General features: G+C 64.3%; 18 protein-coding genes and 2 pseudogenes. 12 read left to right on the top strand and 8 right to left on the bottom strand.

The window, feature by feature from the left end; genetic code table 11:
* Nucleotides 1-17 precede the first annotated feature (17 nt).
* From ABSF49_RS02400 to ABSF49_RS02370, 7 genes are all read left to right on the top strand, one after another.
* Nucleotides 18-1,208: a thiolase family protein gene (locus tag ABSF49_RS02400; RefSeq protein ID WP_424111031.1), complete on the top strand. Its 1,191-nt coding sequence runs from the start codon at nt 18-20 to the stop codon at nt 1,206-1,208.
* A 1-nt stretch (nt 1,209) separates the two neighbouring features.
* The gene (locus ABSF49_RS02395; protein WP_424111030.1) at nt 1,210-2,799 is read left to right on the top strand and encodes an acyl CoA:acetate/3-ketoacid CoA transferase; all 1,590 of its coding nucleotides are present in this window, start codon (nt 1,210-1,212) and stop codon (nt 2,797-2,799) included.
* Between the two features lie 12 nt (nt 2,800-2,811).
* Nucleotides 2,812-3,546 carry a 3-oxoacyl-ACP reductase FabG gene (fabG, locus tag ABSF49_RS02390; RefSeq protein WP_424111029.1) on the top strand — a complete coding sequence of 245 codons (735 nt, stop codon included), beginning with the start codon at nt 2,812-2,814 and terminating at the stop codon, nt 3,544-3,546.
* 23 nt (nt 3,547-3,569) lie between these two features.
* The gene (locus ABSF49_RS02385; protein WP_424111028.1) at nt 3,570-4,409 is read left to right on the top strand and encodes a 3-hydroxyacyl-CoA dehydrogenase family protein; all 840 of its coding nucleotides are present in this window, start codon (nt 3,570-3,572) and stop codon (nt 4,407-4,409) included.
* 181 nt (nt 4,410-4,590) lie between these two features.
* Nucleotides 4,591-5,580: an acrylyl-CoA reductase (NADPH) gene (acuI, locus tag ABSF49_RS02380; protein ID WP_424111027.1), complete on the top strand. Its 990-nt coding sequence runs from the start codon at nt 4,591-4,593 to the stop codon at nt 5,578-5,580.
* Nucleotides 5,581-5,882: 302 nt separating this feature from the next.
* The gene (locus ABSF49_RS02375; protein ID WP_424111026.1) at nt 5,883-7,148 is read left to right on the top strand and encodes a glycerate kinase type-2 family protein; all 1,266 of its coding nucleotides are present in this window, start codon (nt 5,883-5,885) and stop codon (nt 7,146-7,148) included.
* A 71-nt stretch (nt 7,149-7,219) separates the two neighbouring features.
* Nucleotides 7,220-8,347, top strand: coding sequence for a lactonase family protein (locus tag ABSF49_RS02370; protein ID WP_424111025.1), 1,128 nt, complete (start codon nt 7,220-7,222; stop codon nt 8,345-8,347).
* A gap of 722 nt (nt 8,348-9,069) precedes the next feature.
* Here the strand turns inward: ABSF49_RS02370 and ABSF49_RS02365 are convergent.
* Nucleotides 9,070-9,957, bottom strand: a complete 888-nt coding sequence (locus ABSF49_RS02365) for an NAD(P)-dependent oxidoreductase (RefSeq protein ID WP_424111024.1) — start codon at nt 9,955-9,957, stop codon at nt 9,070-9,072.
* A gap of 364 nt (nt 9,958-10,321) precedes the next feature.
* On the opposite strand from ABSF49_RS02365, the gene ABSF49_RS02360 reads away from it, so the two are divergent.
* On the top strand, nt 10,322-10,744 hold the full coding sequence (locus ABSF49_RS02360; RefSeq protein WP_424111023.1) for a VOC family protein: 423 nt from the start codon (nt 10,322-10,324) through the stop codon (nt 10,742-10,744).
* A 420-nt stretch (nt 10,745-11,164) separates the two neighbouring features.
* A pseudogene (locus ABSF49_RS02355) lies at nt 11,165-11,599 on the top strand (integrase core domain-containing protein); the annotation flags it as partial.
* Between the two features lie 382 nt (nt 11,600-11,981).
* On the opposite strand, the gene ABSF49_RS02350 reads toward ABSF49_RS02355, so the two are convergent.
* The 6 genes and pseudogenes from ABSF49_RS02350 to gad all read right to left on the bottom strand — a co-directional run bounded on the left by ABSF49_RS02350 (nt 11,982) and on the right by gad (nt 20,293).
* Nucleotides 11,982-13,028 (bottom strand): CBS domain-containing protein, encoded by a 1,047-nt coding sequence (locus ABSF49_RS02350; protein WP_424111022.1) that lies wholly within the window; start codon nt 13,026-13,028, stop codon nt 11,982-11,984.
* A gap of 328 nt (nt 13,029-13,356) precedes the next feature.
* Nucleotides 13,357-15,102 (bottom strand): aspartate-alanine antiporter, encoded by a 1,746-nt coding sequence (gene aspT / locus ABSF49_RS02345; RefSeq protein WP_424111021.1) that lies wholly within the window; start codon nt 15,100-15,102, stop codon nt 13,357-13,359.
* A gap of 135 nt (nt 15,103-15,237) precedes the next feature.
* Complete coding sequence (locus ABSF49_RS02340; protein ID WP_424111020.1) at nt 15,238-16,860, bottom strand: bifunctional aspartate transaminase/aspartate 4-decarboxylase; 1,623 nt, start codon at nt 16,858-16,860, stop codon at nt 15,238-15,240.
* 84 nt (nt 16,861-16,944) lie between these two features.
* Nucleotides 16,945-17,100: pseudogene (locus ABSF49_RS02335) on the bottom strand (glutaminase); the annotation flags it as partial.
* 302 nt (nt 17,101-17,402) lie between these two features.
* The gene (locus ABSF49_RS02330; protein WP_424111019.1) at nt 17,403-18,887 is read right to left on the bottom strand and encodes an amino acid permease; all 1,485 of its coding nucleotides are present in this window, start codon (nt 18,885-18,887) and stop codon (nt 17,403-17,405) included.
* 23 nt (nt 18,888-18,910) lie between these two features.
* On the bottom strand, nt 18,911-20,293 hold the full coding sequence (gad, locus tag ABSF49_RS02325; protein ID WP_424111018.1) for a glutamate decarboxylase: 1,383 nt from the start codon (nt 20,291-20,293) through the stop codon (nt 18,911-18,913).
* Nucleotides 20,294-20,636: 343 nt separating this feature from the next.
* Between gad and ABSF49_RS02320 the strand changes: the two genes are divergently transcribed.
* Nucleotides 20,637-21,197, top strand: coding sequence for a general stress protein (locus ABSF49_RS02320; RefSeq protein WP_424111017.1), 561 nt, complete (start codon nt 20,637-20,639; stop codon nt 21,195-21,197).
* A gap of 249 nt (nt 21,198-21,446) precedes the next feature.
* On the opposite strand, the gene ABSF49_RS02315 is transcribed toward ABSF49_RS02320, so the two are convergent.
* A complete protein-coding gene (locus tag ABSF49_RS02315; RefSeq protein WP_424111016.1) occupies nt 21,447-21,749 on the bottom strand; it encodes a hypothetical protein in 303 nt (100 codons plus the stop codon).
* 526 nt (nt 21,750-22,275) lie between these two features.
* On the opposite strand from ABSF49_RS02315, the gene ABSF49_RS02310 reads away from it, so the two are divergent.
* A complete protein-coding gene (locus ABSF49_RS02310; RefSeq protein WP_424111015.1) occupies nt 22,276-23,562 on the top strand; it encodes an efflux RND transporter periplasmic adaptor subunit in 1,287 nt (428 codons plus the stop codon).
* Nucleotide 23,563: 1 nt separating this feature from the next.
* Nucleotides 23,564-24,759, top strand: a 1,196-nt coding sequence (locus ABSF49_RS02305; RefSeq protein WP_424111014.1) for an efflux RND transporter permease subunit, incomplete at its 3' end; no start/stop codon positions are given.

The raw sequence follows: 24,759 nt of genomic DNA, 5'->3' as shown, positions 1-24,759 counted from the left end.
AGAAAGAGTGGACAGCCATGCTTGCAAAAGAAATCGTCATCGTCAGCGGAGTCAGGACGGCGATCGGCGCGATGGGCGGCAGTCTCAAGGACGTACCCATGGACGATCTCGGCGGTCTGGTCATCAAGGAAGCCGTGCGGCGCGCCGGCCTCGAAGGCAGCCAGGTGGACGAGGTCATCGTCGGTTGTGTCGGCCAGATCGCGGAGGGGGGCTTCATCGCTCGGACCTCCATGCTGAAGGCCGGGTTGCCGCTCGAGACCACCGCTGTATCGGTGAACCGTCAGTGTGGGTCGGGCCTGCAGGCGGTCAACAGCGCCGTGCAGGCGATCCAGACCGAAGAGGCGGAGATCGTGGTGGCGTGCGGCACCGAGAATATGGACTTGCTGCCATATTATCTCCGCAAGCATCGATACGGCAACAAGATGGGCAACGACACGCTGGAAGACGGCGTGATCTCGATCCTGAGTTGGCCGCTGGGCCCATATCACAACGGCATCACAGCCGAGAATGTCGCCGAGCAGTTTCACGTTTCGCGGCAGGCCCAGGACGAGTTCGCTTTATCCAGCCAGCGCAAGGCTGAAGCGGCGATCAAGGCCGGCAAGTTCGTCGATGAGATCCTGCCGGTCGAGGTCAAGATCGGTCGCGAGACCAAGGTGTTCCAGCAGGATGAACATCCGCGCTTCGGCGTCACCTTGGAAGCCATCGGCAAGATGAAGCCGGCCTTCAAGGCGGGTGGCTCGGTGACGGCGGCCAATGCGTCGGGCATCAACGATGGCGCCGCCGCCGTGGTCCTGATGAGCCGGGAAAAGGCCGACGCCCTTGGCGTCAAGCCGTTGCTCTCGATCAAGAGCCAGGCGGTGATCGGCAACAACCCTGACATCATGGGCTTTGCTCCGGCCATGGCGATCAAGAAGGCCGTCGCCAAGGCCGGCCTGACCCTGGCTGATATCGACCTGTTTGAAATCAACGAGGCGTTTGCGGCGCAGGCCGTCGCGGTAGTACGCGACCTCAAAATTCCGCAGGAAAAGGTGAACGTCAACGGCGGCGCCGTGGCGCTTGGGCACCCGATCGGGGCCACGGGCGCCATCCTCGTGGTCAAGCTGATGAACGAAATGAAACGGCGTGGTTGCCGCTATGGAGTCGTCAGCCTGTGCATCGGTGGCGGCCAGGGTATAGCGACCGTTTTCGAGAATCTGCAGGTATCATAACATGCGAGCCAACTTCATCACGGCGGCGCAAGCGGCCGCTCTCGTCCACGACGGAGCCACGATCAGCTCCGTCGGCATGACGCTGTGCGGCGTCGCCGAAAGCATCTTCAAGGCGCTGGAGAGCAGCTTTCTTGAGACGGGAAGCCCCAGAGATCTGACGTTCGTTCACTCGGCCGGACAGTGCAACCGCGAGCGCGGCATTCAGCATTTCTGCCACGAAGGCATGCTCAAGCGCATCATCGGCGCCCATTGGGGGCTCGCGCCCCGAATCATGGAAATGATCGCATCGGAGAAAGTTGAGGCCTACAACATACCGCAGGGCCAGCTTGCGCAACTCTACCGCTCGATGGCCTGTGGCCTTCCTGGAAAGATGAGCAAGGTCGGGCTCGGCACGTATATCGATCCCCGGCTTGAGGGCGGCAAAATGAATGCTCGCACCCGAGCGTTGCCGGACATCATCGACGTGATCGCGTACGGCGGCGAAGAGTATCTGTTCTACAAGGCTGTACCTCTCGACTTCACGATATTCCGCGGCACGACCGCCGACGAGATGGGCAACATCAGCTTCGAAGACGAGGCGATGAATCTCGAGGCGATCAGCGCCGTGCTTGCGGCCAAGCGCTTCGGCGGCAAGGTCATCGCGCAGGTCAAGCGCGTCGCCCGAGCCGGCTCGCTGCATCCCAAGAAGGTGCTGGTCCCGGGCGTCTTCGTCGACGCCATCGTTGTGTGCGAAGATCCGGAGCTGGACCATCGGCAGACGTCGTCGATCTACTATGACCCGTCGCTGAGCGGCGACCTTGTCGCGCCACAGGCGGCCGTGGCGCCGCTCCCGTTGTCGGTGCGCAAGGTGATCGGCCGTCGGGCCATGAGTGAACTCTTCCCTGGCGCCACAATCAACCTGGGCACCGGTATCCCGAATGACGTAATCGGCCCGATCGCGGCCGAGGAGGACCTCTCACAGGATATCTTGGTCACCGTCGAGTCCGGGACCTATGGCGGCCTTCCCGAGGGTGGCGTCGACTTCGGAGTCGCCCACAGTCCCTATGCGCTTCTCTGTCACGATACGCAGTTCGACTTCTACAACGGCATGGGAGTCCCGTTCACCTTCATGGGAGCCGCAGAAATGGATGCGGCCGGCAATGTGAACGCGACTAAGTTCGGCGATCGCCCCACGGGCTGCGGCGGCCTTATCGACATCACCCAGAACGCCCATCACGTCTTGTTCTGTTCGTCCTTTACCGCTCGCGGACCGGTGGTCGAATTCTCAGACGGCAAGGTAAACATCGTCGAGGAGGGCAGACAGAAAAAGCTCGTCAAAGAGGTTCAACAGATCTCTTTCAATGGAGAACTGTCACGCCGCAATGGCCAGAAGGTCCATTTCGTTACGGAGCGGGCGGTGTTCGAGTTGCGGCGCGACGGGCCAACCTTGATCGAGATCGCCCCCGGCGTCGACCTCAGGCGCGACATTCTCGATCAGATGGAGTTCGCGCCGCTCATCGCCGAGTCCCTGAAGGTCACGGATTCGAGCTTCTACAACACGGGCCCGTGCGGGCTGAAGAGAATGATCCAAGCGAATGGCGCGTCGAAGTAAGGAAGGCGAGAGATGCGACTCACGAATAAGGTGGCGATCGTCACGGGAGCGGGGCGCGGACTAGGAAAGGGCATAGCGCTAAAGCTGGCGCGCGAAGGGGCCAAGGTTGTGATCGGCGATGCGGTCGAGCGCAATGCCCATGAGGTCGCCGAGGAGATCGTCAAAGTCGGCGGATCAGCCGTCGCCGCCTGCGCCGACGTATCCAAGCGGATCGAAGTGGAAGCGATGTTCGCCGCGGCCGCCGCTTTCGGCCCGATCGACATCCTGGTGAACAACGCCGGGATCAACCGCGACGGCATGCTTCATAAGATGAGCGACGAGGCCTGGGATAAGGTCATTGCCGTCAATCTGACCGGCGCCTTCTACTGCCTGCGCCTGGCGGCGCAGCAGATGCGCGAGCGCGGCTACGGGCGGATTGTCAACATCGCGTCGATGAGCTGGCTGGGCAACTTCGGCCAGGCAAACTATGCCGCTTCCAAAGCGGGCATAGTCGGTCTGACCAAGACGGCGGCGCGCGAGTTGGCGAAAAAGGGCGTGACGGTCAACGCGATCTGCCCCGGCTTCATCGACACCGAGATGACCCGCGGCGTGCCGCAGAATGTTTGGGACGCCATGGTCGGCAAGATCTGGGCGGGAAGAGTCGGCACGCCAGAAGATGTCGGCAACGTGGTCGCTTTCCTGGCCTCCGACGAGGCTGCTTACGTCACGGGCGAAGTCATCAATGTCAGCGGGGGGATGGTTCTTTAGCCCCGACAGTTTGGAGACGATGAATGAAGACGGTGGGGATTTTGGGCGCCGGCCTCATGGGCGCCGGCATCGCTGAGGTTAGCGCTCGCGCTGGGAGCGGAGTGATCTTGGTCGATGCGAGTGAGAGCGCCGCCGTGAAGGGTCGGGGCCGGATCGAGGCGAGCGTGCGGAAATCGGTGGAGAAAGGGCAATTGGATTCGGCTGCCGCCAAGGACGTGCTCGACCGGATCACGCTCAGCGCCGACATCGCGGCGCTGGCGGCGGCCGATTTCGTGATCGAGGCGGTCTTTGAAGATCTGGCCGTCAAGAAGGACGCATTCAAGAAACTGGACGCGATCGTCGGTCCCGATGCCGTTCTGGCCAGCAACACTTCGGCGCAGTCCATTACCGCAATCAGTGCGGTGACGAAGCGGCCTGACAAGGTGGTCGGGTTGCACTTCTTCTATCCAGTGCCCCGGATGAAGCTGGTGGAGATTGTGCGCGGCTTGGCGACCTCCGACGACACCTATCAACGGGCGCGGTCTTACGTGGAGGCGATCGGCAAGACGGGGGTGCTTGCGCCAGATTACCCCGGCTTCATCGTCAACCGACTCTTGCTGCCGTTGCTCAACGAAGCGGTGTTTTGCGTCATGGAGGGTGCGAAGCCCGAGGATGTGGACGCCGGCATGAAGCTCGGCTGCAACTTTCCCATGGGCCCTTTGGAGTTACTGGATTTTGTCGGTCTTGACGTCGCTCTAGCCACCATTACCGGGCTTTACGACAACCTCCGCGATTCGAAATACCGTCCCTGCCCGTTGTTCGTGAAGATGGTGGAAGCCGGGCGATTGGGCCGCAAGACCGGCCGCGGCTTCTACGCGTACTAGCGATTGTGATTGTGTATCTCGCACAGGACATGGGTCTCGCAAAGGAAGAGTGCATTGCTTGCGGCGCCTCGTCGGGTATGACTAAGTTGTTCCCGTCTGCTCCGCGGCAACTCTCTGACCTGCGACGCGACGACCCCAAAACCCTAACCGCCCTTGATCGTCAAGGTCCCGGAGAGAAGCGGTGAAGTTTCAAGCAATCCTGATCGACAAGCTTGGCGGAAGTTATACGGCCAAGTTGACGCAGTTGGAAGACGTAGATCTGCCGCAGGGCGATGTGACTGTAGGCATCGCCTATTCGGCACTCAACTATAAGGATTGTTTGGCGATCACGGGGAAGGGGCCCGTGGTGCGAAAGTTCCCGATGGTCCCGGGCGTCGATTTGGCGGGAATCGTCGAAGCGAGCGCGCATCCGAAATTTCGGACAGGCGACGAGGTCATCCTTACGGGGTGGGGCGTCGGCGAGCTTCACTGGGGCGGTCTTGCGGAACGGGCGCGCGTGAACGGCGATTGGCTGGTTCGCAAACCAGACGGATTGAGTCATAAGCGCGCGATGGCGTTGGGCACGGCGGGGCTGACGGCCATGCTGTCGGTAATGACGCTTGAGCGCCTGAAGGTTACCCCCGATCTTGGCGAAATTCTCGTTACCGGCGCGAGCGGCGGCGTCGGCGGCGTCGCGATCCAGATTCTTCACCGGCTTGGCTACCGTGTGGCGGCCGCCACCGGCCGGGTGTCGGAGGCCGACTATCTCCACGCGCTTGGCGCAGACGAGATCATCGACCGCAAAGCGTTCTCTGCGCCCGACAAACCGCTCGGCAAGGAACGCTGGGCAGGCGCCATCGACAGCGCGGGCGGCCAAACTCTCGCCAACGTCTGCGCGACGATGCGCTACGGCGGCGTGGTCGCCGCCTGCGGAATGGCGGACAGTTTGCAATTCCCCGCATCAGTGGCGCCGTTCATCTTGCGCTCCGTGACGCTGGCGGGCATCGAGAGTGTCTACCAACCGAACGCCACCCGCGAACTGGCTTGGAGCCGTCTCGCGCAGACGCTGGACATTTCCAAGCTTGACCTGATGACCAACGAGGCGCCGCTCGAGAATGCGATCGGCGCCGCGCAGGACTTGCTTGCCGGCAGAGTCCGGGGGCGCATGGTGATCGCTCTCGGCAAGTCTTGAACCTTCTCTAAAGGCCCGCGTGTCTTCAACAGTCCTCCATCGGGCGCGACATCGGCATCCTGCCCGACTCATATGGTCGGCAGCCGTTGCGCTGCACGAACAGGCGCACATAGGGCGGCCTCCGATCGGCGTATTGCGAAACCCAACCGGCGCGAAACGAACCGAAAGGCCCCAGGGGTGCGCCGTCGCAACTTTTCGCGGTGGTCGACAGTTCCCAGGCGCGCCTCGAAATGCCCCCCACTTTGCGTCCCGGTCAGAAGCGTCAAGATCGAAGTCAGTTGATTAGGCAAGGAATGTCGCGAATGCTAGACGCGCCGCGTGAGCTGCTGAGAGCTATGTTCGCCGCGGCGATTGAAACGGCGCTTCCGGCGAAAGTGGTCCCGGCGCGCCTGCCGCAGCCGCCGAGAGGCCGAACAATCGTGGTCGGCGCCGGGAAAGCCGCCGCCGCCATGGCTCGCGCCGTAGAGGACAACTGGAACAGGCCGCTCGAGGGATTGGTCGTCACGCGCTACGGTCACGGCGCGCAATGCCGAAAGATCGAGATCGTGGAGGCGGCGCATCCCGTCCCCGACCTGCGAGGCCAGCAAGCGGCGGAACGTATTCTTCACATGGTCCAGGACCTGTCTGAGGACGACCTGGTCATTTCCCTGATTTCGGGCGGCGGCTCGGCGCTGCTCAGTCTTCCCGCCGCCGGGCTGACGCTGGCGGACAAGCAGGCGGTGAACCGGGCGCTGCTCGCCTGCGGCGCGCCCATTGGCGAGATGAATTGCGTGCGCAAGCATCTCTCTGCGATCAAAGGGGGACGACTCGCCGCAGCCGCATTTCCGGCCCGGGTGGTCACGCTGATCATTTCGGATGTGCCGGGAGACGATCCCTCTTCCGTCGCTTCAGGCCCCACGGTGCCCGATTCCACGACCTTTGCGGAGGCGCGATCGATCCTGAGGCGCTATGGCGTGACCGAACCCTTGTCGGTGATCAAGCACCTGGAACGCGCTGCGGACGAGACCCCGAAACCGGGCGATCCGCGTCTCGCGCGCGCCGAGGCGGTCGTGATCGCAACGCCCTGGACCTCGTTGCAGGCGGCGGCCGAAGTCGCACGCAACGCCGGCGTTGCGCCGCTGCTGCTCGGCGACGCGATCGAGGGCGAAGCGCGAGAACTCGGCCGTGCGATGGCGGGGTTCGCGCACAGCGCCGCTCTGCGTGGTCATCCCGTGCGTGCGCCGGGGGTGCTGATCTCGGGCGGCGAGACCACGGTGACGATCCGCGGCGATGGACGCGGCGGACGCAATGTGGAGTTCTTGCTGTCGCTCGCCATCGCGCTCGACGGATTGCCTGACGTCTGGGCGATCGCAGGCGACACCGACGGCGTGGACGGGGCCGAGGAAATCGCAGGCGCAATCGTGGCGCCCGACACCTTGGCGCGCGCCGCTGCGCTCGGCGTCGACCCACGCGAGCGTCTGGCGCGGAACGACGCCCACGGCTTCTTCGGCGCGCTCGGCGATCAGGTTGTGACGGGGCCGACGCTCACCAACGTCAACGACTTCCGGGCGATCCTTGTCGCGCGGTGATGGACCGCGCGGGTGAGGGTAGCGTCCTTCAGCGCTGGTGCGATCGGGCGGAGCTAAGAGGAGAACAAGAAATGAGCAACGAGGCTTTGGTATTTGTTGGGACTCTCACGCGGGGAACGCCCTATCTGGAAGGCGCCAATGGCGAAGGTATCCTGGTCTTCGTGTTCGACGAGACAACCGGGCGCCTCACCCTGCAGAGCAAGGTCAAAGGCGTGGAGAACCCTGGCTATCTTTCCCTGCACGAGGGAAAGGCCTGTCTCTATGCCACCGCTGAGGTGTTCGGCTGGAACGAGGGCACTGTCACCGCGTACGCGTTCGACCGCCATACCGGGGCGCTTACCTACATCAACATGCAGCCCACGCTCGGCAGCATCACAGCCTGGAACACGGTCGATCGCTCCGGACGGTTTCTGCTGGTCGCCAACTACGCCCATGAGCCGTGGAACGCGGAAGCTCTCCCTACTGAGAATCCCGGGCAAGCCGCCGTCGTGTACCCGATTGCGGAGAACGGCGGGCTGAAGGCGCCGTTGTGCAGCGTTGCACATCACGGCAAGGGACCAGCGCCCATTCGCCAGGAACGTCCGCACCCGCACTGCGCCGTGCCGAGCCCGGACAACAGGTTCGTCGTGGTGACCGATCTCGGCCTCGACAAGGTGATGAGCTATCGCTTCGAGAATGGGATGCTGACGCCGGCCGAGACGCCATTTGTCAGCCTGCCGCCCCGCTCGGGGCCGCGGCATTTTGTCTTCTGTGAGAATGGTCGGTCCGCCTATGTGATCAACGAGATGGGCTCGACGGTTGGCCACCTCAACTACGATTCCCGCACCGGCAAGCTGGAGCTCGTCTCGCTCGTCTCTTCGCTGCCGGCCGACTTCACGGGCCGCAACGACTGCGCCGACCTGCATCTTTCGCCGGATGAGCGGTTCCTCTACGGCTCCAACCGAGGCCACGACAGCATCGTGATTTTCAAAGTCGCCGCGGAGAGCGGCGGGCTTACGTTGGTCGGTCACGTCTCGACCGAAGGCCATTGGCCGCGCAACTTCGCCATCAGCCCATCTGGCCGGTTCGTGCTGGTGGCCAACCAAGCCAGCGACACCATCGTGATCTTCCGCCGGGACGCCGAGACCGGACTCCTCCAACGCATCGACAAGGTCGACGTCGGCGCGCCGATGTGCGTCAAGATGTGCCCGCGCGCCTAATCTGGCGAAGGTGGCTGGCTCGCCCAGACAACCCCTTCGCCTTTGATCCGTGGAGCCCTCTGCGCATGGCCCTGGTCAAAAGACGCGGCGCCCGTCGTCGCGTCAAAGCGATCTATGATCCAGCGCGAAGGGCTGAACGGAGTCGAGGCTTATTGCACAAATTGCAGGGCGGCGATCGTTGATCAGAACATTCAGGTCGGGCGAATTCGCGAGCGGCGCGACGACCGATGGCGCCGAACGAGAGGCGTCCGCAGCGCGCCGCGCCATTCGTCGCTGCGCCCTTGGGTCCACGGCTCCTGGTCCCGCCAGTCGTTCGGCAGGTCGCCGAGGGAAAGGTCCTCAATCGTCAGGTCGTCGGGCGCGGCGCGCCGGACCATGGCCGTTCCGGGGAGCAGGTCAGGGTCCTGCATACGCACCAGCGTTTCGAGGACGGACAGAGGGCGACGTCGAGCCGTAGGTGACGGCAAGCGCGACGGCATTCCAGCGACCGTCAAACAGGAGCCCGTAACCTCCGTCGAACTCGTTCTGAAATCCCATCCGCTTCACTGGTCGCGAGCGCGCTTCCGGCCTTTGACGTTCCTTGTCTCTTGCAAATGGTCGCCGACGCGCCCGAGGCGAGGGGCCCCTCTACCGCAGCGGTGATCGCAGAAAGTCGTTACGTCATCAGACAATCGTGCGGAGCGGGTCGGCCGACGCTCACGTCGCCGCGTATTTTCTCGGCGTCAAACCGACCAATCGCCTCTTCCCGCGCGTCGCGCCGCGATCTTGCCAAGCACCGCGAAGTCCTTTTCGCCATCGCCCTGGGCCAGCACTTCGATCAGGTTGTCGCGCACCACGTTCGCCATTGGCAACGCGACGTTGACCGCCTCCGCCGCGGCCATGGCGAGCCGTACGTCCTTCAAGCCGAGCTTCGCCTTGAAGAGCGCAGGCTCGTAGCGGCTGTCGGCGATCATCCGGCCATAGCCCTGGTACACCGGGCCGGGAAACAGCGTGTTCGTGATCACGTCGAGAAAAGCGTGCGGATCGATGCCATGCCCCGACATCAGCGAAGCAGCTTCGCTCGTGGTTTCTATCGCCGACGCCAGCATGAAATTCGCCGCAAGCTTGAAGACGTTTGCGTGCTGCGGCTTGCTGCCGACACGCCAGGTTTTCTGGCCGATCACGTCGAACACGGGCTGCACACGGTCGATCGCTTCATCGCTGCCCGCCGCCACTATATTGAGTTTGCCCGCCGCAGCCACATCGGGCCGGCCGAGGACAGGCGCGGCTACATAGACCACGCCATGCTGTTCGTGAAGCGCCACGAGTTCGTCGCAGAGCGCTATCGAAACTGTCGCCATGTTGACGTGGATCAAGCCCCTTTGCGCGTGCTTCAGCACGCCGCCGTCGATAAGCACGGCGCGCAGCGCGGCGTCATCGGCGAGCATGGAAAACACCGCTTCTCCGGCGAAGGCTTCGGCGGGGGTATTGACCGCGGTCGCTCCCTGCTCGGCCAGCGGCTTGGTGGCATCGCGCGAACGATTCCACACCCGCACTGAATGTCCCGCCTTCAACGCGTTGAGCGCCATTGCGCGACCCATGCCGCCCAGTCCAATAAAGCCGATATCCATGCGAAACCTCTATGAATGACGATGAAATGCGCCTTCACGAGCAATGCCATACTCGATTGCATGACGACGGCCACGCTCCGTTTTCATCGCGAGTTGAATGAGTGTTGCTTTCCGTCAAGGACTGACCCAGGCCTTCCATTAGGAGCTTGTAAGCGCCGGAGCAATAATCCCTCACTGAAGCGGCCGGGTGTTCCGGGAGCGCCGGAGTAAAACTCTTCCCCGCAATTAAAGGGCCGATTGACATCGGAGATGGTTCGGCATAGTCGGCCGCCTTTGCTGATGTATTCGGTGGGCACACCTTCACGCGCGATACCGCTGAGAACGCGACGAAAGGGTCAAGGGCTTGACACAGGAAATGAACAGGTTGGGATTGCTGTTCCATCATCTAGGACTGGCGGTGAAGACGCCCGAAATTGCCGAGCGCTTCTTGGCCGGCCTGGGATACAGCGTCGAGCCGAGGATCTACGACCCACTGCAGAACGTCTGGCTCGGTATGAGCCGGCACCCGAACATGCCGGCGGTCGAGATCATCTCGCCGGGGTCGGCGGGCGGGCCGCTGGACAAGCTGCTCAAAACCCATGAGGAAGGTCTCGTGTATCATATGTGCTACAGGTGCGGTGATTTGCGCGCAACCCTCGGCGCGATCGAGGGCATGGAAGGGATGCGGCTCTCTTGCGTGTCGTCCCCCAAGGCCGCGGTGCTGTTCGACGGGATGTTGGTGTCGTTTTACTCCGTGAAGGGAATGGGGCTCATCGAGATCATCGAGGACCCGAGCATGGCCCTTTAGCAGCCCGGTGACGAAGTCGCAATTTGATCAATCTGTTTCTGGCGCGGCGGCGGCAAGCATGTCCATTTTGCCGTCTAACTAGATGCCGTAATCGCCCCGTGCCTGAGCCTGAAAGCTGAGGACATTGGCTTGTCCCCCGATCCTGGTGATCGGGGTCCCCGGTTGAGGCCGGCCCCGAAGATTCGGGTCGAAGGACAAGCGATGGAACACTATGTCGAAATTGGTGTCTCCTTGGAACTCTCCAGCGTCCGCGTGGTTGACGCCAAAGGCGCGATCATCCGCGAAGCGAAGGTGACAAGCGAGCCTGACGCGCTCGTCAGCTTCTTGCGCGGGCGCGGTCACTCGATCGAACGGGTCGGGCTTGAGGCGGGACCGCTGTCGCAGTGGCTGCATGCGGGGCTGACTGAAGCCGGCTTCGAGACCGCTCTGCTGGAGAGCTTGGCCGACGTGATGATCCTACGCGCGCCGCCAGCCTATGTGCGGTCAGACAACGGGCCGGAGTTCATCGCCTTGGCTCTGCGCGAGGGGATCGCCGCGGTCGGCGCCAAGACCGTCTGCATCGAGCCCGGCAGCCTCTGGGAGAGCGGCGACTGCGAGAGCTTCAACAGCAAGCTGCGCGATGAGCTGCTCAACGGCGAGGTCTTCTTCAGCCTGGCCAAGGCCCAGGTCCCGATCGAAGCCTGGCGGCGTCACGACAACGCCATCAGACCGCACAGTTCCCTCGGCTACCGTCAGCCAGCGCCTGAAAGCTACGTTCCCAACAGCGAAAACATCGCGCCGTGGGCGAGCGCGCCTGCTGTCGGGGCCGCGCGCTCGCCCACCCCAACCATGGCGTCAGAACTCGCCGTGCGCTAACATTGAAATTGGATCAACCTCGGGGCAGGCTGCCGCCGCCCCCGTCACGTCGGGAGCGTGACGAGAAGTCCGAAAGCCGAGACTCGCGCGGTCTCTTCGCGTGTCCCTCCTTCCAAGGTCCTGGTGACGAACAGCGCCGCGAAGTGCGTCGACTGCCGCGGCCTTGGGGCAGGGCGCCGACCTCTCGGTAACAAGACTCAATGAAATCGATGGCCCGCACCCGACTACGAATCTGGGGGTCGGGAGTTCGAATCTCTCCGGGTGCGCCATTGCAACGAATTGATATTGCGAGCGGAAGTCCGCCGGTCGCTCCACCCTCGCTTCCTTTGGCCGAATTCGAGCTGGCGAAGTCGCAGGGCGTCGACGCTCGCCGGAAGCGCGCCTACGCGCGCCACGTCAGCGACAGCGCCACATCGCTCGGGATTCCGTCGATGTAATCGACAAGTTGGGCGGAGAGCCCGAATTTTGCCGGGCGTAGGTCGCGTTCCCATCGCGTGTAGAACTCGGCCGCTTCGCCCCTCAGGGTGGTCGGCCAGTCGGTCTCGCCGACGTCGATCTTGCGGCCGCCGTCGCTGCAGAGGTCACAGGGAAAGCGGATGAGCTCGAAGCTGTTCTCGCCAAGCCTGGCCGCGGATCGCGCGCGCTCGAGCAGCGCATTCCACGCCGGCGTGTCGATGTGTTCCTGCAGCATGGCCTTGACCTGGCGCTCCAGTTCCTGCTTCGCCTGATCTTTGGCGGCGACGGCCTCGTCCTGCCCGGCTTGTTTCGAAGCGGTCACGAGGGTGAGAAACGCGTCCGCGGTCATGGCGGGCGCGACGACGACCGGGGCTGTGGAAGAACGCGCCAACGCGGGCGGTCGGCTCTCGGTCTTCATCATCCCGGCGAACATTCCGGCCAAGCCGCCGAGCGACGCCTTCGTCGCCGGCTGCGGAACCATGGCCGCCATGGCGCGCACCAAATCCGCCCGGCTGACGATTCCGGCGATGCGGCCTGCGCGGATGACGGGCAGCCGCTTTACGTCATAGACACGAAACATCTCGGCGATCTCTCGCAACGGCGCCTGCGCTTCGATCGTCATGACAGGCGCGCGCATGACCTGCTCGACTGGCCGAGCGCCCAGCGCCTCGAGCGGTTCGGCCAGGGGTTGACCATCTCCAAGCAGGGCCAGCCACCAGTCGCGCCGGGCGACCCGGTCGGCGTCGCTGCGACCGAGAAGGTCGCCTTCGCTGACCATTCCAAGCAGTTGCTGGTCGGCGCCGAGCACGGGAACGGCGCTGATGCGTTTTTCCAGCAGCAGGCGCGCGACGTCGCGCACGCTGGTTCCGACCGCAACGGAGACGATAGCGGTGGTCATAAGATCGCCGGCCGTCTCCAGGCTTGGGGCGACTTCCGGCTGTTCCACCGGGGCGCTGGGCGATTCGTGGGTCATGCGATTCTCTCCGCCGCGCCAAGGAAGCGCGGCATGCAACGCTTGTGGAACGCGGTTAGGCCGAGGTCTGCGATTCCACCGCGATCCCGCCGCCGCTGACATTCGCATTCGCGCCCTGGCTGGCGCCGGCATGGAAAACCACCGGCTGATCGCGGCGCTAGGGAACGCCGATCCCAAGTCCATGCAGAATGCCAAAGCCTTGCCCAGCCCGGCAGAGTCGGAATCTACTCAGCCGCGGATCACGAGGCTGGCGACGGTTGAGCGACGCCGCCCACGAATCGTCGAGCCACGCCGCTGCGTTTTGACATCGGTAGCGCAATCCCTCGCCCTAAGGCGCAACCGGATGCCCGCTCATGGCGGCGAAAGCGGCGACAAATATGGGTCCCAACAGGGGCAAGACGACGTTCGCGATCGCGTAAGTCACGGTATAGCCGATGACCGGCACGGAGTTGCCTGCGGCGGCTTCCGTCGCCTTTATCGCAGGCGTGCTGGCTTGCTGCCCGGCGATCGCACCGCACAGGATCGCCGGCTCCATGCGCAGCAGGTATCGGCCGATATAGACCGAGGCCAGCGTCGGGACGAGCGAGACGAGCACGGCGGCGACCGGCAGTTGCCACCCGCGTGTCTTCAGCAGCGCCAGAACGCCTGGCGCGGAAGTCAACCCGATCGCGGCAATGTAGACTGCGAGTCCGAGGTCCTTCAGGATTTGCGACGCCGCGGCCGGGAACTGGCCGAATGTCGGCCGGCGACAGCGCATCCAGCCAAAGGCGAGACCGGACAGCAAAGCGCCCGCGCTCCCAAGAGAGAGCGAAACGCCGGCGACCGGCACGGACAACGCGCCGATCAGGACGCCGACGACCAGACCCGCGCCGAGGTAGACGAAATCGGTGGCGTTGCTTGGGGTTTCGGCCTCGCCGAGGAGGCGCGCGGCGCGCGCAACGTCTGTCGGTTTGCCGAACAGCCGCAACACGTCGCCGCGCCGCACTTTGAGGCCCGGCAGCAACGGGAGCGCGCGCTCTAAGCGCACGATCCCTGCGAGGTAGACGCCGCGGCAGTCGGCAGCGCGCAAGAACTTGACGATCGCTCCCGCGTCCGCCCCCGGGACCGCGCGGGAGGTGAATACGACATCGCGCGTTTCAACGATGAAGTCGACGTCCTTGGGGTCGCTGAGTTCGGGGCCGATGACGCGAGCCGCGTCGGCCAACACGGCGCGCAGCCCGGAAAGCGCAACTTCGTCGCCTGAAGCGAGCAGGCAGGCGGCGCTCACTGGCGCCTGCGCGTCGCCGCGCTCGACGCGCTCGATGGTCGCGCCGCCGCCAAGCTCGGCTTCCACCTTCTCGACGGTCTTGCCGGCGGCGGCCGCCACCCGGAATCCTCGACTGATGATCGGGGGGAAAGAATGGCTCTGATCGGAATCCAAATTCAGATCCGGTCCTCCGAGCTTCGCCAGAACGCGGCGGCTCTCGGCGCGCAAGTCGATTCCGAGCAGTCTCGGCGCGGCCTGACTGGCGAACAATACGATGGTGACAAGACTGAAAATGTAGGAAAGGGCGTATGCGGTGGCGACGTTCGCCTGTTGCGCTTTCGTTGCTTCGGCCGCGAGTCCCAGCCTGCCGATCGCCTCGCTCGCGGTGCCGACCATCGCCGACTCGGTCGCCGATCCGGCGAGCAAGCCGCTTGCCGTTCCCACGTCCAGCTTGAACAGCCAGGTGGCGACGAATACGACAACGATGATGAGAACGACCTCGACGCCGACCAGCAGACCCCAGGTCCAGGTGGTCCGATCGACGCTGGCGAAAAATTCCGGCGCAACGGAAAAGCCCAGCGCGTAGATGAACAGCGTGAACATGAAGCGTTGAAGGGTCGGGTCGATGATGACTCCGACCTGCCCGATCACCAGCGCAGCGAGCAGCGTGCCTGCCACGCCGCCGAGCTGGAACGGCCCCAGTTTGATCGAGCCGATCGCGTATCCGACGATCAGCGCGGCGAAGATCGCGAGTTCGGGGCGGTCGAGCAGGAGGGTCTTCACGGTCGCGACGAGCGCGGGCGCGGTCGACAGGATGTCGTGCAACATGGCGTGTAGCTCCGGGAGACCGGACTGATCTCCGTCCTCGCCCGCGCCGGTTTCGTCGACGCGGAGATGGGCGAGTCACAAGACGCGACAGCTTCGTTTCCAATCGGAGCGCGCCTGCAGGTGCGCCACGTCCGCCTAGGTATCGGGGGTCTTTGCAGCGCCCCCCGCCTCGCTTCGCCGGAATTCCGCGAAATACTCGTCGGCGAGCGAACGAATGACTTGTCCGATTTTCGTGTACTCATATTCGTTGAGGTTCGCGAGCGAGGCGCGCGCCGACGGATGCAGGGTTCCGAATCCCTTGCCGGGCAGCAGGACGACGCCGCCCTCGTCCGCGAGCCGGAACAGCATTTCCAACGGCTCCTTCTTTTCGAGCATCCAGTGCGCAAATTCGGGACCATGGAGCTCGGTGGCGATCGCCTCGAGGTCGAGCAACGTGTAATAGTCCGTTCCGTTCGGATCGCGCCCGGTCGAGATTCCCAGTTCACGATACAGAGCGTCCTGCCGGCGTCGAATGATGCGCTTGATCGCATTGTTATAGGCGCCGGACTCGTCCATCAGGGCGAACAGGGAGAACAGGGCGATCTGAACCTGCTGGGGAGTCGAGAGCCCAGCGGTGTGGTTCTGAGCGACGGTCCTGCTGTCGGCGACCAGGCGGTCGACGAATTTGAGCTTTCGCGGCTCCGCCGTCAGCGAGCGATAACGCGCGTCCAACATCGTCTTGTCCGCTTCCGGCAGCGCCGCGAGCCGAGCGTCGAGGATCGTGTCGCGATGCGTCGCGACGACGCCCAGCCGCCAGCCTGTGGCGCCGAAATATTTCGAAAAGGAATACACCAGAATGGTGTTGCGCGGGCAGATCGCAAACAGCGAAACAAAGTCGTCCGCGAATGTGGCGTAGACGTCGTCGGTTATGATGATGAGATCGGGCCGCCTGTCGGTGACGATTTTGCCGATCTCGCGCAGGCCGTCGGCGTTGATCTTCACGGACGGCGGATTGCTCGGATTGACGACAAAGAACGCCTTGACTTCCGGATCGGCCAGCTTGTCGAGTTCGGAGGCGGGATACTGCCAGCCTTCCGCAGAATCCGCGTCCACTTGAACTTCCACCAATTGGTAGTCGTTCAATTGGGGGATCTCGATGTAGGGCGCAAAGATCGGCGCGCCGATGGCGATCTTGTCGCCCGGCGCCAGCAGCTTGTTCTCTCGCAGTGTATTGAAGACGTATGTTATTCCCGCCGTGCCGCCTTCGACCGCGAACAGGTCCGCGCCTCCTGACGGCAATGGGCCGCCGACCAGTTCCCGCTCGAGGTAGTGGCGCACGATGATTTCGGTAATCGAAAGCATGCGAGGCGGGGTGGGATAGCTGCAGGCGAGAATCCCCGACGCCATCTCGTGCAAGAACGCCGCGGTCGAAAGGCCGAGCCGGTCGCGGACATAGGAGACTGCCGCATTGAGGAAGGCGACGCCCGGCGCGTTTCGATGGGCCGTGACGAAGGCGTCGAAACGCGTCTCGATTCCCTCGAACCGCGGATGCCCGCCGACGCCTTCCGGCATATAGGCGAAGGAACGCTCCGCCTCCTGCATGGCGAACAGCCCGAGCTGGAAGAATCCGTAGCGGGGGATGGTCGCCACGAAGTTGGGGTTGCCGCGGCCGGCGTTGAGCATCAAGCGGTCGGCGTGACTGGACGCCAGCCTCGTCAACTGGTCCTTGATCTCGAACGGGCCCAGCTTCGCCAATTTGGCGTAATCGATCGTGCTCATCGGTAGCCGCCGTCGCCTTTTGTCATCGGGGTTTCTACTCGCCCAAGCGACTTGATCGGGCCTGTGCGGCGCTCGAAGTCCGACTCAGTTCGCATAGATGTTCGCGCTGAGCTGATCAGCGATCCAGGCGATCGCAAGCTGCGCCCGCACGCTGTTGCCGGCGACATCCAGCGGCGGAGAAAAGGCCGCGATCGACCAGTTCCCTGGAAAGACCGCCATGATCCCTCCCCCTACGCCGCTCATCTACCGGCTCGGGATTGACCCGCGCTTGGGCCGCGGGTCGCGCCGGAGCCCAACGGTGTGGCCGCGATCAGAGCGCCGGCGGCGCCCATCGCCATCAATCGCCTTCGCGATAAGGCGCGGGCGGAGAGGACTCCAGCTTCGTCGCGCGTGCCGTATGCCACGAAACTCTCCCTTTAGGTGTGATCTTCTGGCGCATTCAGACACGACGAGATCGCAGTCGACGAAGCTCGCCATCACGATTTTGACCGAGCGCTTTCGGCGACGCGTCGCCGCGTCGCCGTTTGCGCATGTGGAGCGGGTCAGGCCGCCTTCGGGGTAGCAGCTTTGGCCGGAGCGACGGCCCGCCAGGACGACTGCTTCAGCATTCCGATCAGCAGCGGCAGGCCGGTGAACACCACCGTGCCGCCGACGACCAGTCCGACGTAGAGCGACGGGCTTCCGACCGGCAGTTGGGTCGGCGGAAAGAAGCCGACCAGGAAGGAGAAGGCGACGCCGGCGAAGCCGACCCCGGCGACGATCCACATCCCGACCGTCCCGCCCGGCACACGGTAGCTGCGCTTCAGATCCGGCTGCGAATAGCGCAGTCGGATCGCCGCGGCGTACATCAGCATGTACATGATCAAATAGAGCGTGATCGTCATCGCGCTGAGCAGGAAGAACGCGACGCTGACGTCGGCCATGACGAAATAGGCCAGCGAGAGGATGGTGACGATCGCGCCTTGAACGATCAGGATGCTGATCTGCACGCCATTCTTGTTGGTCTTGGCCAGGATTGGCGGGATTTCGCCTTCCTGGGCCGTCCAAAGCAAGCCGCGGCTGGGACCGCTGATCCACGACATCACACCGCCGATCCCGCCGAACGCCAGCAGCAGGCAGATGATCGGCGTCGCCCAGTCGATCCCGAAACGCGCGAAGATCTGCTGGAAGGCCTTCATCAGTCCTTCCTGAAGATTGATCTGCGCGTCGGGCAGCACGGTCGCCACCGCGAACGAGCCGAGGGTGAACAAGAGGATGACCGCCACCGAGGCGATCAACATGGCGATGGGGAATTGGCGCTTCGGGTCCGACATTTCGTTGGCGTGCACGGCGTGCACCTCGACGCCGGCGAACAGCAGAATGATGCCGGCGAGAAAAGCGATGTCGCCCAATCCGGCAATGTTAGGAAAATAGCGGGGATGCGGGTGACCGCCCGCCATCGACATGACGGAAGTCGAGTCGGTCGCTACGGGATGGAGCAAGGCGATCGGGTTGCCCTGGGCGATCCAGATCACCGCCAGAACCATGATCACCACGCCGGGCAGCACCGTTCCCAAAAGAAAAGCCCAGCTCGTCACCTTGGCGATGGTGCTCACGCCGCGCAACGTGATCAGCGTCGCAACCCAATAAGCGGCGATGCAGAAGATACCGACATAGATGCCGTTATTAGCCAGATTCGGCTTGCCCACGACGTAGGCGATGGCGGCTGCAGCGAACGCGAGCACGGTCGGGTACCAGACCACGTTCTGGATCCATTGCAGCCAGATGGCGACAAAGCCCCAGCGGGAGCCGAACGCCTCCTTCACCCAGGTATAGACACCGCCGCCCTTCTCGCCGAACGCGCCGCCGAGTTCCGCCGAAACCAGCGCGGCGGGAATGAGAAAGATGAACGTCGCGAAGGCGATATAGACGAACAGCGTCAACTGCTCCTTCGCCATCATTGGCAGACCGCGCAGGCTGACGACAGCCGCCGCTGTCATCATCGCAATGCCGAAAGTGGAAACCACTGCTAACTTGGATTGGGCCATTGTCGCCTCCCTCGGGTGGGGTATCAGTGATGAAAGGTCGGCCCCGCCGCCGAATGCGAAACGGGATTGGCCTGCAGATGCTCGAGCGCGCGGCTAAGATCGTCGAGCAACAGTTGCGCGAGATCGCGGCTGACGCCGTGGCGGATCAAGACCCGCTGGATGATGGTCGTCTGGCGGTTCGGCGGCAGCGGATAGGAGGCGATCAGCCAGCCGCGCATACGGACCCGCTCGGACAGGTCGTACAGCGTGAAGCCATAGTTGTGGCCTTCCTTCAGCTTGTAGCAAACCGCCGGCAGGGCGCCCTTGCCGTCGTAAACCAGCTCCAGCGGTCCGAGCTTGGCGATTTCGCCGGCCAGCCATTGCGCGGTGTCGGCGCAGGTCTGCTGAATTCGCGTATAGCCTTCGCGGCCGAGCCGCAGAAAATTGTAATATTGCGCGATGATCTGACCGCCGGGCCGGCTGAAATTCAGCGCGAAGGTCGGCATCTGACCGCCGAGATAGTCGACGTTGAAGATCAACTCGTCAGGCAGGTCCTCCTTGTCGCGCCAGACCACCCAACCCACGCCGAGCGGCGCCAACCCGTATTTGTGGCCGGAAGCGCTGATCGACTTGACCCTTTCGACGCGGAAATCCCATTCCAGCTCCGGTTCGACGAACGGCGCGATGAACCCGCCGCTGGCGGCGTCGATATGGATCGGGATGTCGAGGCCGGTTTCGCGCTGAAGGTCGTCGAGCGCCGCCGCCAACGCGGCGACCGGTTCGTAGACGCCGGTGAACGTCACGCCGAGCGTCGGGATGACGCCGATCGTGTTCTCGTCGCAATATTTCTTGAGGTCCTCGGGACGCAGCCCGAGCGCGTCGCCCTCGAGCGGAACCTGGCGAATCTCCACGTCGAAGTAGCGGGCGAATTTGTGCCAGCACACCTGCACCGGTCCGCAGACGAAATTCGGCTTGGCGTATGACTTGCCGGCGGCGATGCGCCGATTGCGCCACCGCCACTTGAGCGCCAGTCCGCCGAGCATGCAGGCCTCGCTCGATCCGGTGGTCGAGCATCCGACCGTCTTGCGGGCGCCCGGCGCGTGCCAGAGATCGGCGATCATGTGCACGCAGCGGTTCTCGATCTCCGCCGTCTGCGGATACTCGTCCTTGTCGATCATGTTCTTGTTGATCGAATCGGCCATCAACTGGCGGCCTTCCGGCTCTGACCAGGTGGTGCAGAACGTCGCCAGATTCTGCCGCGAGTTGCCGTCGAGAAGCAGTTCGTCGCGCACCAGATCGTAGATGGGCTGCGCGGCGGAGGACAGCTTCGGGATGCGATACCGCGGCAGCCGCCGGTTGGCGGGTTCGGTCGCGTATACGTCCTCGATCTCCGACTCGCCGGACCCTGTGATCCTGTGCAGCGGCATGATGGTCTCCTGGTTGTCGATGGTTCCGCTCGACGCGCGAACGTCGTCGATGGGGTTGTGGCTCGACCTTAGTTCGTGGCGGGTCGTCGGAAAGAATCGGAAACTACCTAGCGCGGGGATCGATCGACCGGCCGTGCGCTCGGCGCATATGGTCAACTTCGGCGTCCGCAGGGGCCCGAAGGAGTTGAGTAGTTTCCGAGCCTGTCTTCGCGCCGACGCCGACGGGTAGTGTCGTTTCAGCGGACGACGCGCCGGCGAATGGTTCGCTTCGCCCGCCGCCGCTTTCGCGCGAAGCCGCGCTCGGCGCGACGGCTCGGCGCCCTCTCGTCGCAAGGAGACCCCAATGGATAAGTTAGAAACGGCAATCGCCGTATTTCCCAATCACGATGCGGCCGAAGGAGCGGTGAAGACGCTGACGTCGGGCGGTTTCGCCATGAAGAACCTCAGCGTCGTCGGCAACGGCTATCACTCCGAAGAGAAGGTCGTCGGCTTCTACAGCACAGGCGATCGGATCAAGTTTTGGGGCTCTCGCGGCGCCTTCTGGGGCGGCTTCTGGGGCCTGTTCTTCGGCGGCCTATTCCTGGCCTCGCCGGTGACCGGGCCGGTCGTGGTGCTCGGCTTTCTCGCCACGATCATCGTCGCCGGCATCGAGAACGCCGTCGTCGTCGGCGGCGTGGCTGCGCTTGCCGCCGCGCTCTATAGCATCGGCGTGCCGAAAGACAGCGTGATCCAGTACGAGTCGGCCCTCAAGGCCGACAGCTTTCTCGTCATGGCGCGGGGCACGAAGGAAGAGATCGCTCGCGCCAAGACGATCCTCGGCGCGACCAATCCGTCGCGGCTCGATATTCATCGCGATGCCGACGCCGTCGCCGCGGCGGCGTCTTCTACGCCTGCCGCCGCCTGAACGCCGCTCGGCAAACCGACCGACGACCGCGGAGACCGGCGGCGAGACCGCGCCGGTCTAAGCAGGACTCAACCGCCGCCGGACCCGACCCGCGCCGACGCGCGCAGGTCGGGCGCTGGCGGTCTTGCTATGATTTCAGGCGATCGGAGCGCTGGCGCCGAGCCTGCGACGGGCCGGCCGCGCGTTTGCGATTTGCCGCGCGCGATCCCTTCGGCGAGGCCAGCGCAGCGCCGTGATCGCGTCGACACCCTAATGATCGCGCTCGTGCGGCAAGGTGGTCGCGGCGTCGCCGACCGGAGCGGCCGTCGGCTTGGCGCCGTTTCCTGGCGGCGACGAAAGACTGGCGGAGAGCGCAAGGGCGATCATAACCATGATGGCCAGAGCGCCCAAAGCAAAACGGATCTGCGCCCGCTGCGGCCCGACCGCAGCAAACACGCTGTCCGGCGAACCGGCGCTGAAACCGGCCGTCTTCGGCAACAGCGCCACAAGATCGGCGGCGATCGACTTGGCGGGATTATCCTTGGTCTGTTCGTCCGGCAGCGCGGCGATCAACGCGGCCAGCCGCACGGCGGCCGTCGCCTTCGGCATGAGCGCCAGGCTGAGGGCTTCTTGCCAAGGGTCGACGTCCAGCCGCGCGAGCGCGGAAAGGACGCTGAGCGGCGTTCCGTTACGATCCTCGCGGATCGGCGCGTAGAGGAACTTGTCGAACTCCGCTCCAATGAGAGGCGCTAGGGCGGCATGGGCCATGTCAACAGGCGATTCTCTTCTTGAGCGCGGAGGCCGGGTGGCGAGCTGAGCGACGCCCGGCTTTCCCTTTTGTCGAGCTGCGCCAACGAATAGGGCGCGGCGGCCGGCGCCGTCAGACTCGGAAACTACCTACCTCGCCTGTCTGCGCTCGGCCGCTTGGCGAGGCGATTGCCTGAGAGCGCGGCAATCGGTCACGCCTCGCGACCTCTAGGTATTTTCCGACCCTCCTTGCGCGTTCCGCTGTCCCGTATTCTCGACGCGGCGGCCTGATGCGGAAGCGACACGCCGCCGAACGGCTGGGAAGCCGCCGATCTCGTCGACCCGCCGCTTTTTGGAGCGCGTCTTGGCCTCGCCTCGCCCTTCGCTTCTCCGTAGCCGTTGGACGCTGGCAGCCGCCCTGGTCGCGCTTGCGCTCTGCGGCGCCTTTGGCTGGCGCCACTTTTACGGCGCCGACGTCGGGACGGCGGATCGGAACAAGGCCAACAGCGCCCAGGCGGCTGCGCCCATCCCCGTCACTATCGCGCCGGCGAAAATGGCCGATTTCCCCGTCTACTTGAACGGGCTCGGCGCCGTGGAGCCTTACCAGACGGTGCTCATCCGCAGCCGCGTCGATGGCGAGGTCGCCAAGATCGCCTTCAAGCAAGGCCAAATGGTCAAGCAGGGCGATGTTCTCGCGCAGATCGATCCGCGTCCGTATCAAGCGGCGCTCGATCAGGCGGTCGCGAAGAAGGCGCAGGACGAGGCGACGCTCAAGAACGCGCAGCTCGACCTTGTGCGCTACACCGGGCTCGCCAAAGAGGATTCCGTTGCTGCCCAGAAGGTCGACACGCAACGGGCGACGGTCAATGAACTCATCGCGCAGGTCAAAGGCGACCAGGCGTCGATCGACAGCGCCCAGACGCAAGTCGACTACACGACAATTCGCTCTCCGCTCACGGGGAAGACGGGCTTTCGCCTGGTCGACGCCGGCAACATCGTGCACGCGGTCGACACGACCGGCATCGTGACCATCGTGCAGTTGCAGCCGATCGCGGTCGTATTCACGGCGCCCGAGGAGGACGTGCCGCAGATCAATAAGGCGCTCGCGGCCGGCGTCACGCCGGTGATCGCCCTGAGCTCGGACGGGTTGAGGACGCTTTCGCAGGGCCATCTCGCCGTCGTCAACGACGCGATCGACCCGGCGAGCGGCGCCATCGGCATGAAGGCGACCTTCGAGAACAAGGACGGCGCGCTGTGGCCCGGCCTGTCGGTCGCGACGCGCCTGCTGGTCGACACGCTGAAGCAAGTCGTCGTCGTTCCCGACGGGGCCGTCGAACGCGGTCCAAACGGTCTCTACGCATTCGTCGTCGGTAGCGACAACAAGGTCGAATCGCGCGCCATCACGGTCGGTGAAGAGGGCGACGGCCAGTCGGTCGTGCTGACGGGCCTGACGGCCGGCGAGACCGTGGTCACGGCGGGCCAATATCGATTGGTTCAAGGCTCATTGGTCCAGTCGAGCGCGGCGAGCGCCACGGCGGCGCCTGCGGGCGCAACCCCGTCTGCGGGCGCGACCCCACCTGCGAGTTCTGCGACGCCCCCTGCGGTGGCGGCGCCGAGCGCGCCCGTGAAAGCGCCCTGACATGGCGGGCGGCATCTCCGAACCGTTCATTCGGCATCCCGTCGCCACCTCGTTGCTGATGGTCGGCATCCTGTTTGTCGGCATCATCGCTTATCCGAGATTGCCGGTCGCGCCGCTGCCTCAGGTCGACTTCCCCACCATTCAGGTTTCCGCCAAGTATCCGGGCGCCGGCCCCGACACCATGGCCTCCGCTGTCGCCCAGCCGCTCGAATCGCAATTCGCGCAGATCTCCGGCGTCTCGCAGATGACGTCGACGAGCACGCTCGGCTCGACCGCCATCACCATCCAATTTGACCTCGATCGCGACATCGACGCCGCCTCGACCGACGTCCAGGCGGCGATCAACGCCGCCAGCGGGCAATTGCCGAAGGATCTGCCGAGTCCGCCGACATATCGCAAGGTGAATCCGGCGGATTCGCCCATTCTGCTGCTCGCCGCGACCTCGGCGCTCCTGCCGCTGACCGAGGTCGACGACAACGTCGAGACCAAGCTCGCCCAGCAGATCAGCCAGGTTCCCGGCGTCGCCCAGGTGACGGTCGGCGGCCAGCAGAAGCCCGCCATCCGCATCCAGCTCGATCCCGCCAAGCTCGTCGCCAAAGGGCTTTCGCTCGAGGATGTGCGCACGCCGCTCTCGGTTACGACGCTGGCCGAGCCCAAGGGCACGATCAACGGCGGGGCGAGCGCCTTCACGATCTACACCAACGATCAGCTCGTCCGGTCGTCGGATTGGAACGACGTCATCGTCGCCTACCGCAACGGCGCGCCGCTGCGGGTGCGCGATATCGGCCAGGCGGTGACCGGCCCGCAGGACACGACTCAGGCCGCCTGGGCCGACGGCAAGCGCAGCGTCTTCCTCGTCATCTTCAAGCAGCCGGGCGCCAACGTCATCGACATCGTCAACCAGATCATGGCCGAGCTGCCGCGCATCAAGGCCTCGATGCCGCCCTCGATCGACATCTTCACCTTGAGCGACCGCACGCAGACGATCCGCGCCTCGGTTCAGGACGTGCAGTTCACGCTGCTGCTCACCGTCGCGCTGGTGGTGATGGTGATCTTCGTCTTCTTGCGCAGCCTGTGGGCGACGATCATCCCGAGCGTCGCGGTGCCGCTGGCGCTGCTCGGCGCCTGCGCGCTGATGTGGGTCGCCGGCTACAGCCTCGACAATCTGTCGCTGATGGCGCTGACGATTTCGGTCGG

It is taken from the genome of Roseiarcus sp. (assembly GCF_049514155.1).
Taxonomy (GTDB): Bacteria; Pseudomonadota; Alphaproteobacteria; order Rhizobiales; family Beijerinckiaceae; genus Roseiarcus.
Note: the sequence above shows the minus strand (reverse complement) of the source record. Positions and strands in the feature narration are given on the sequence as shown.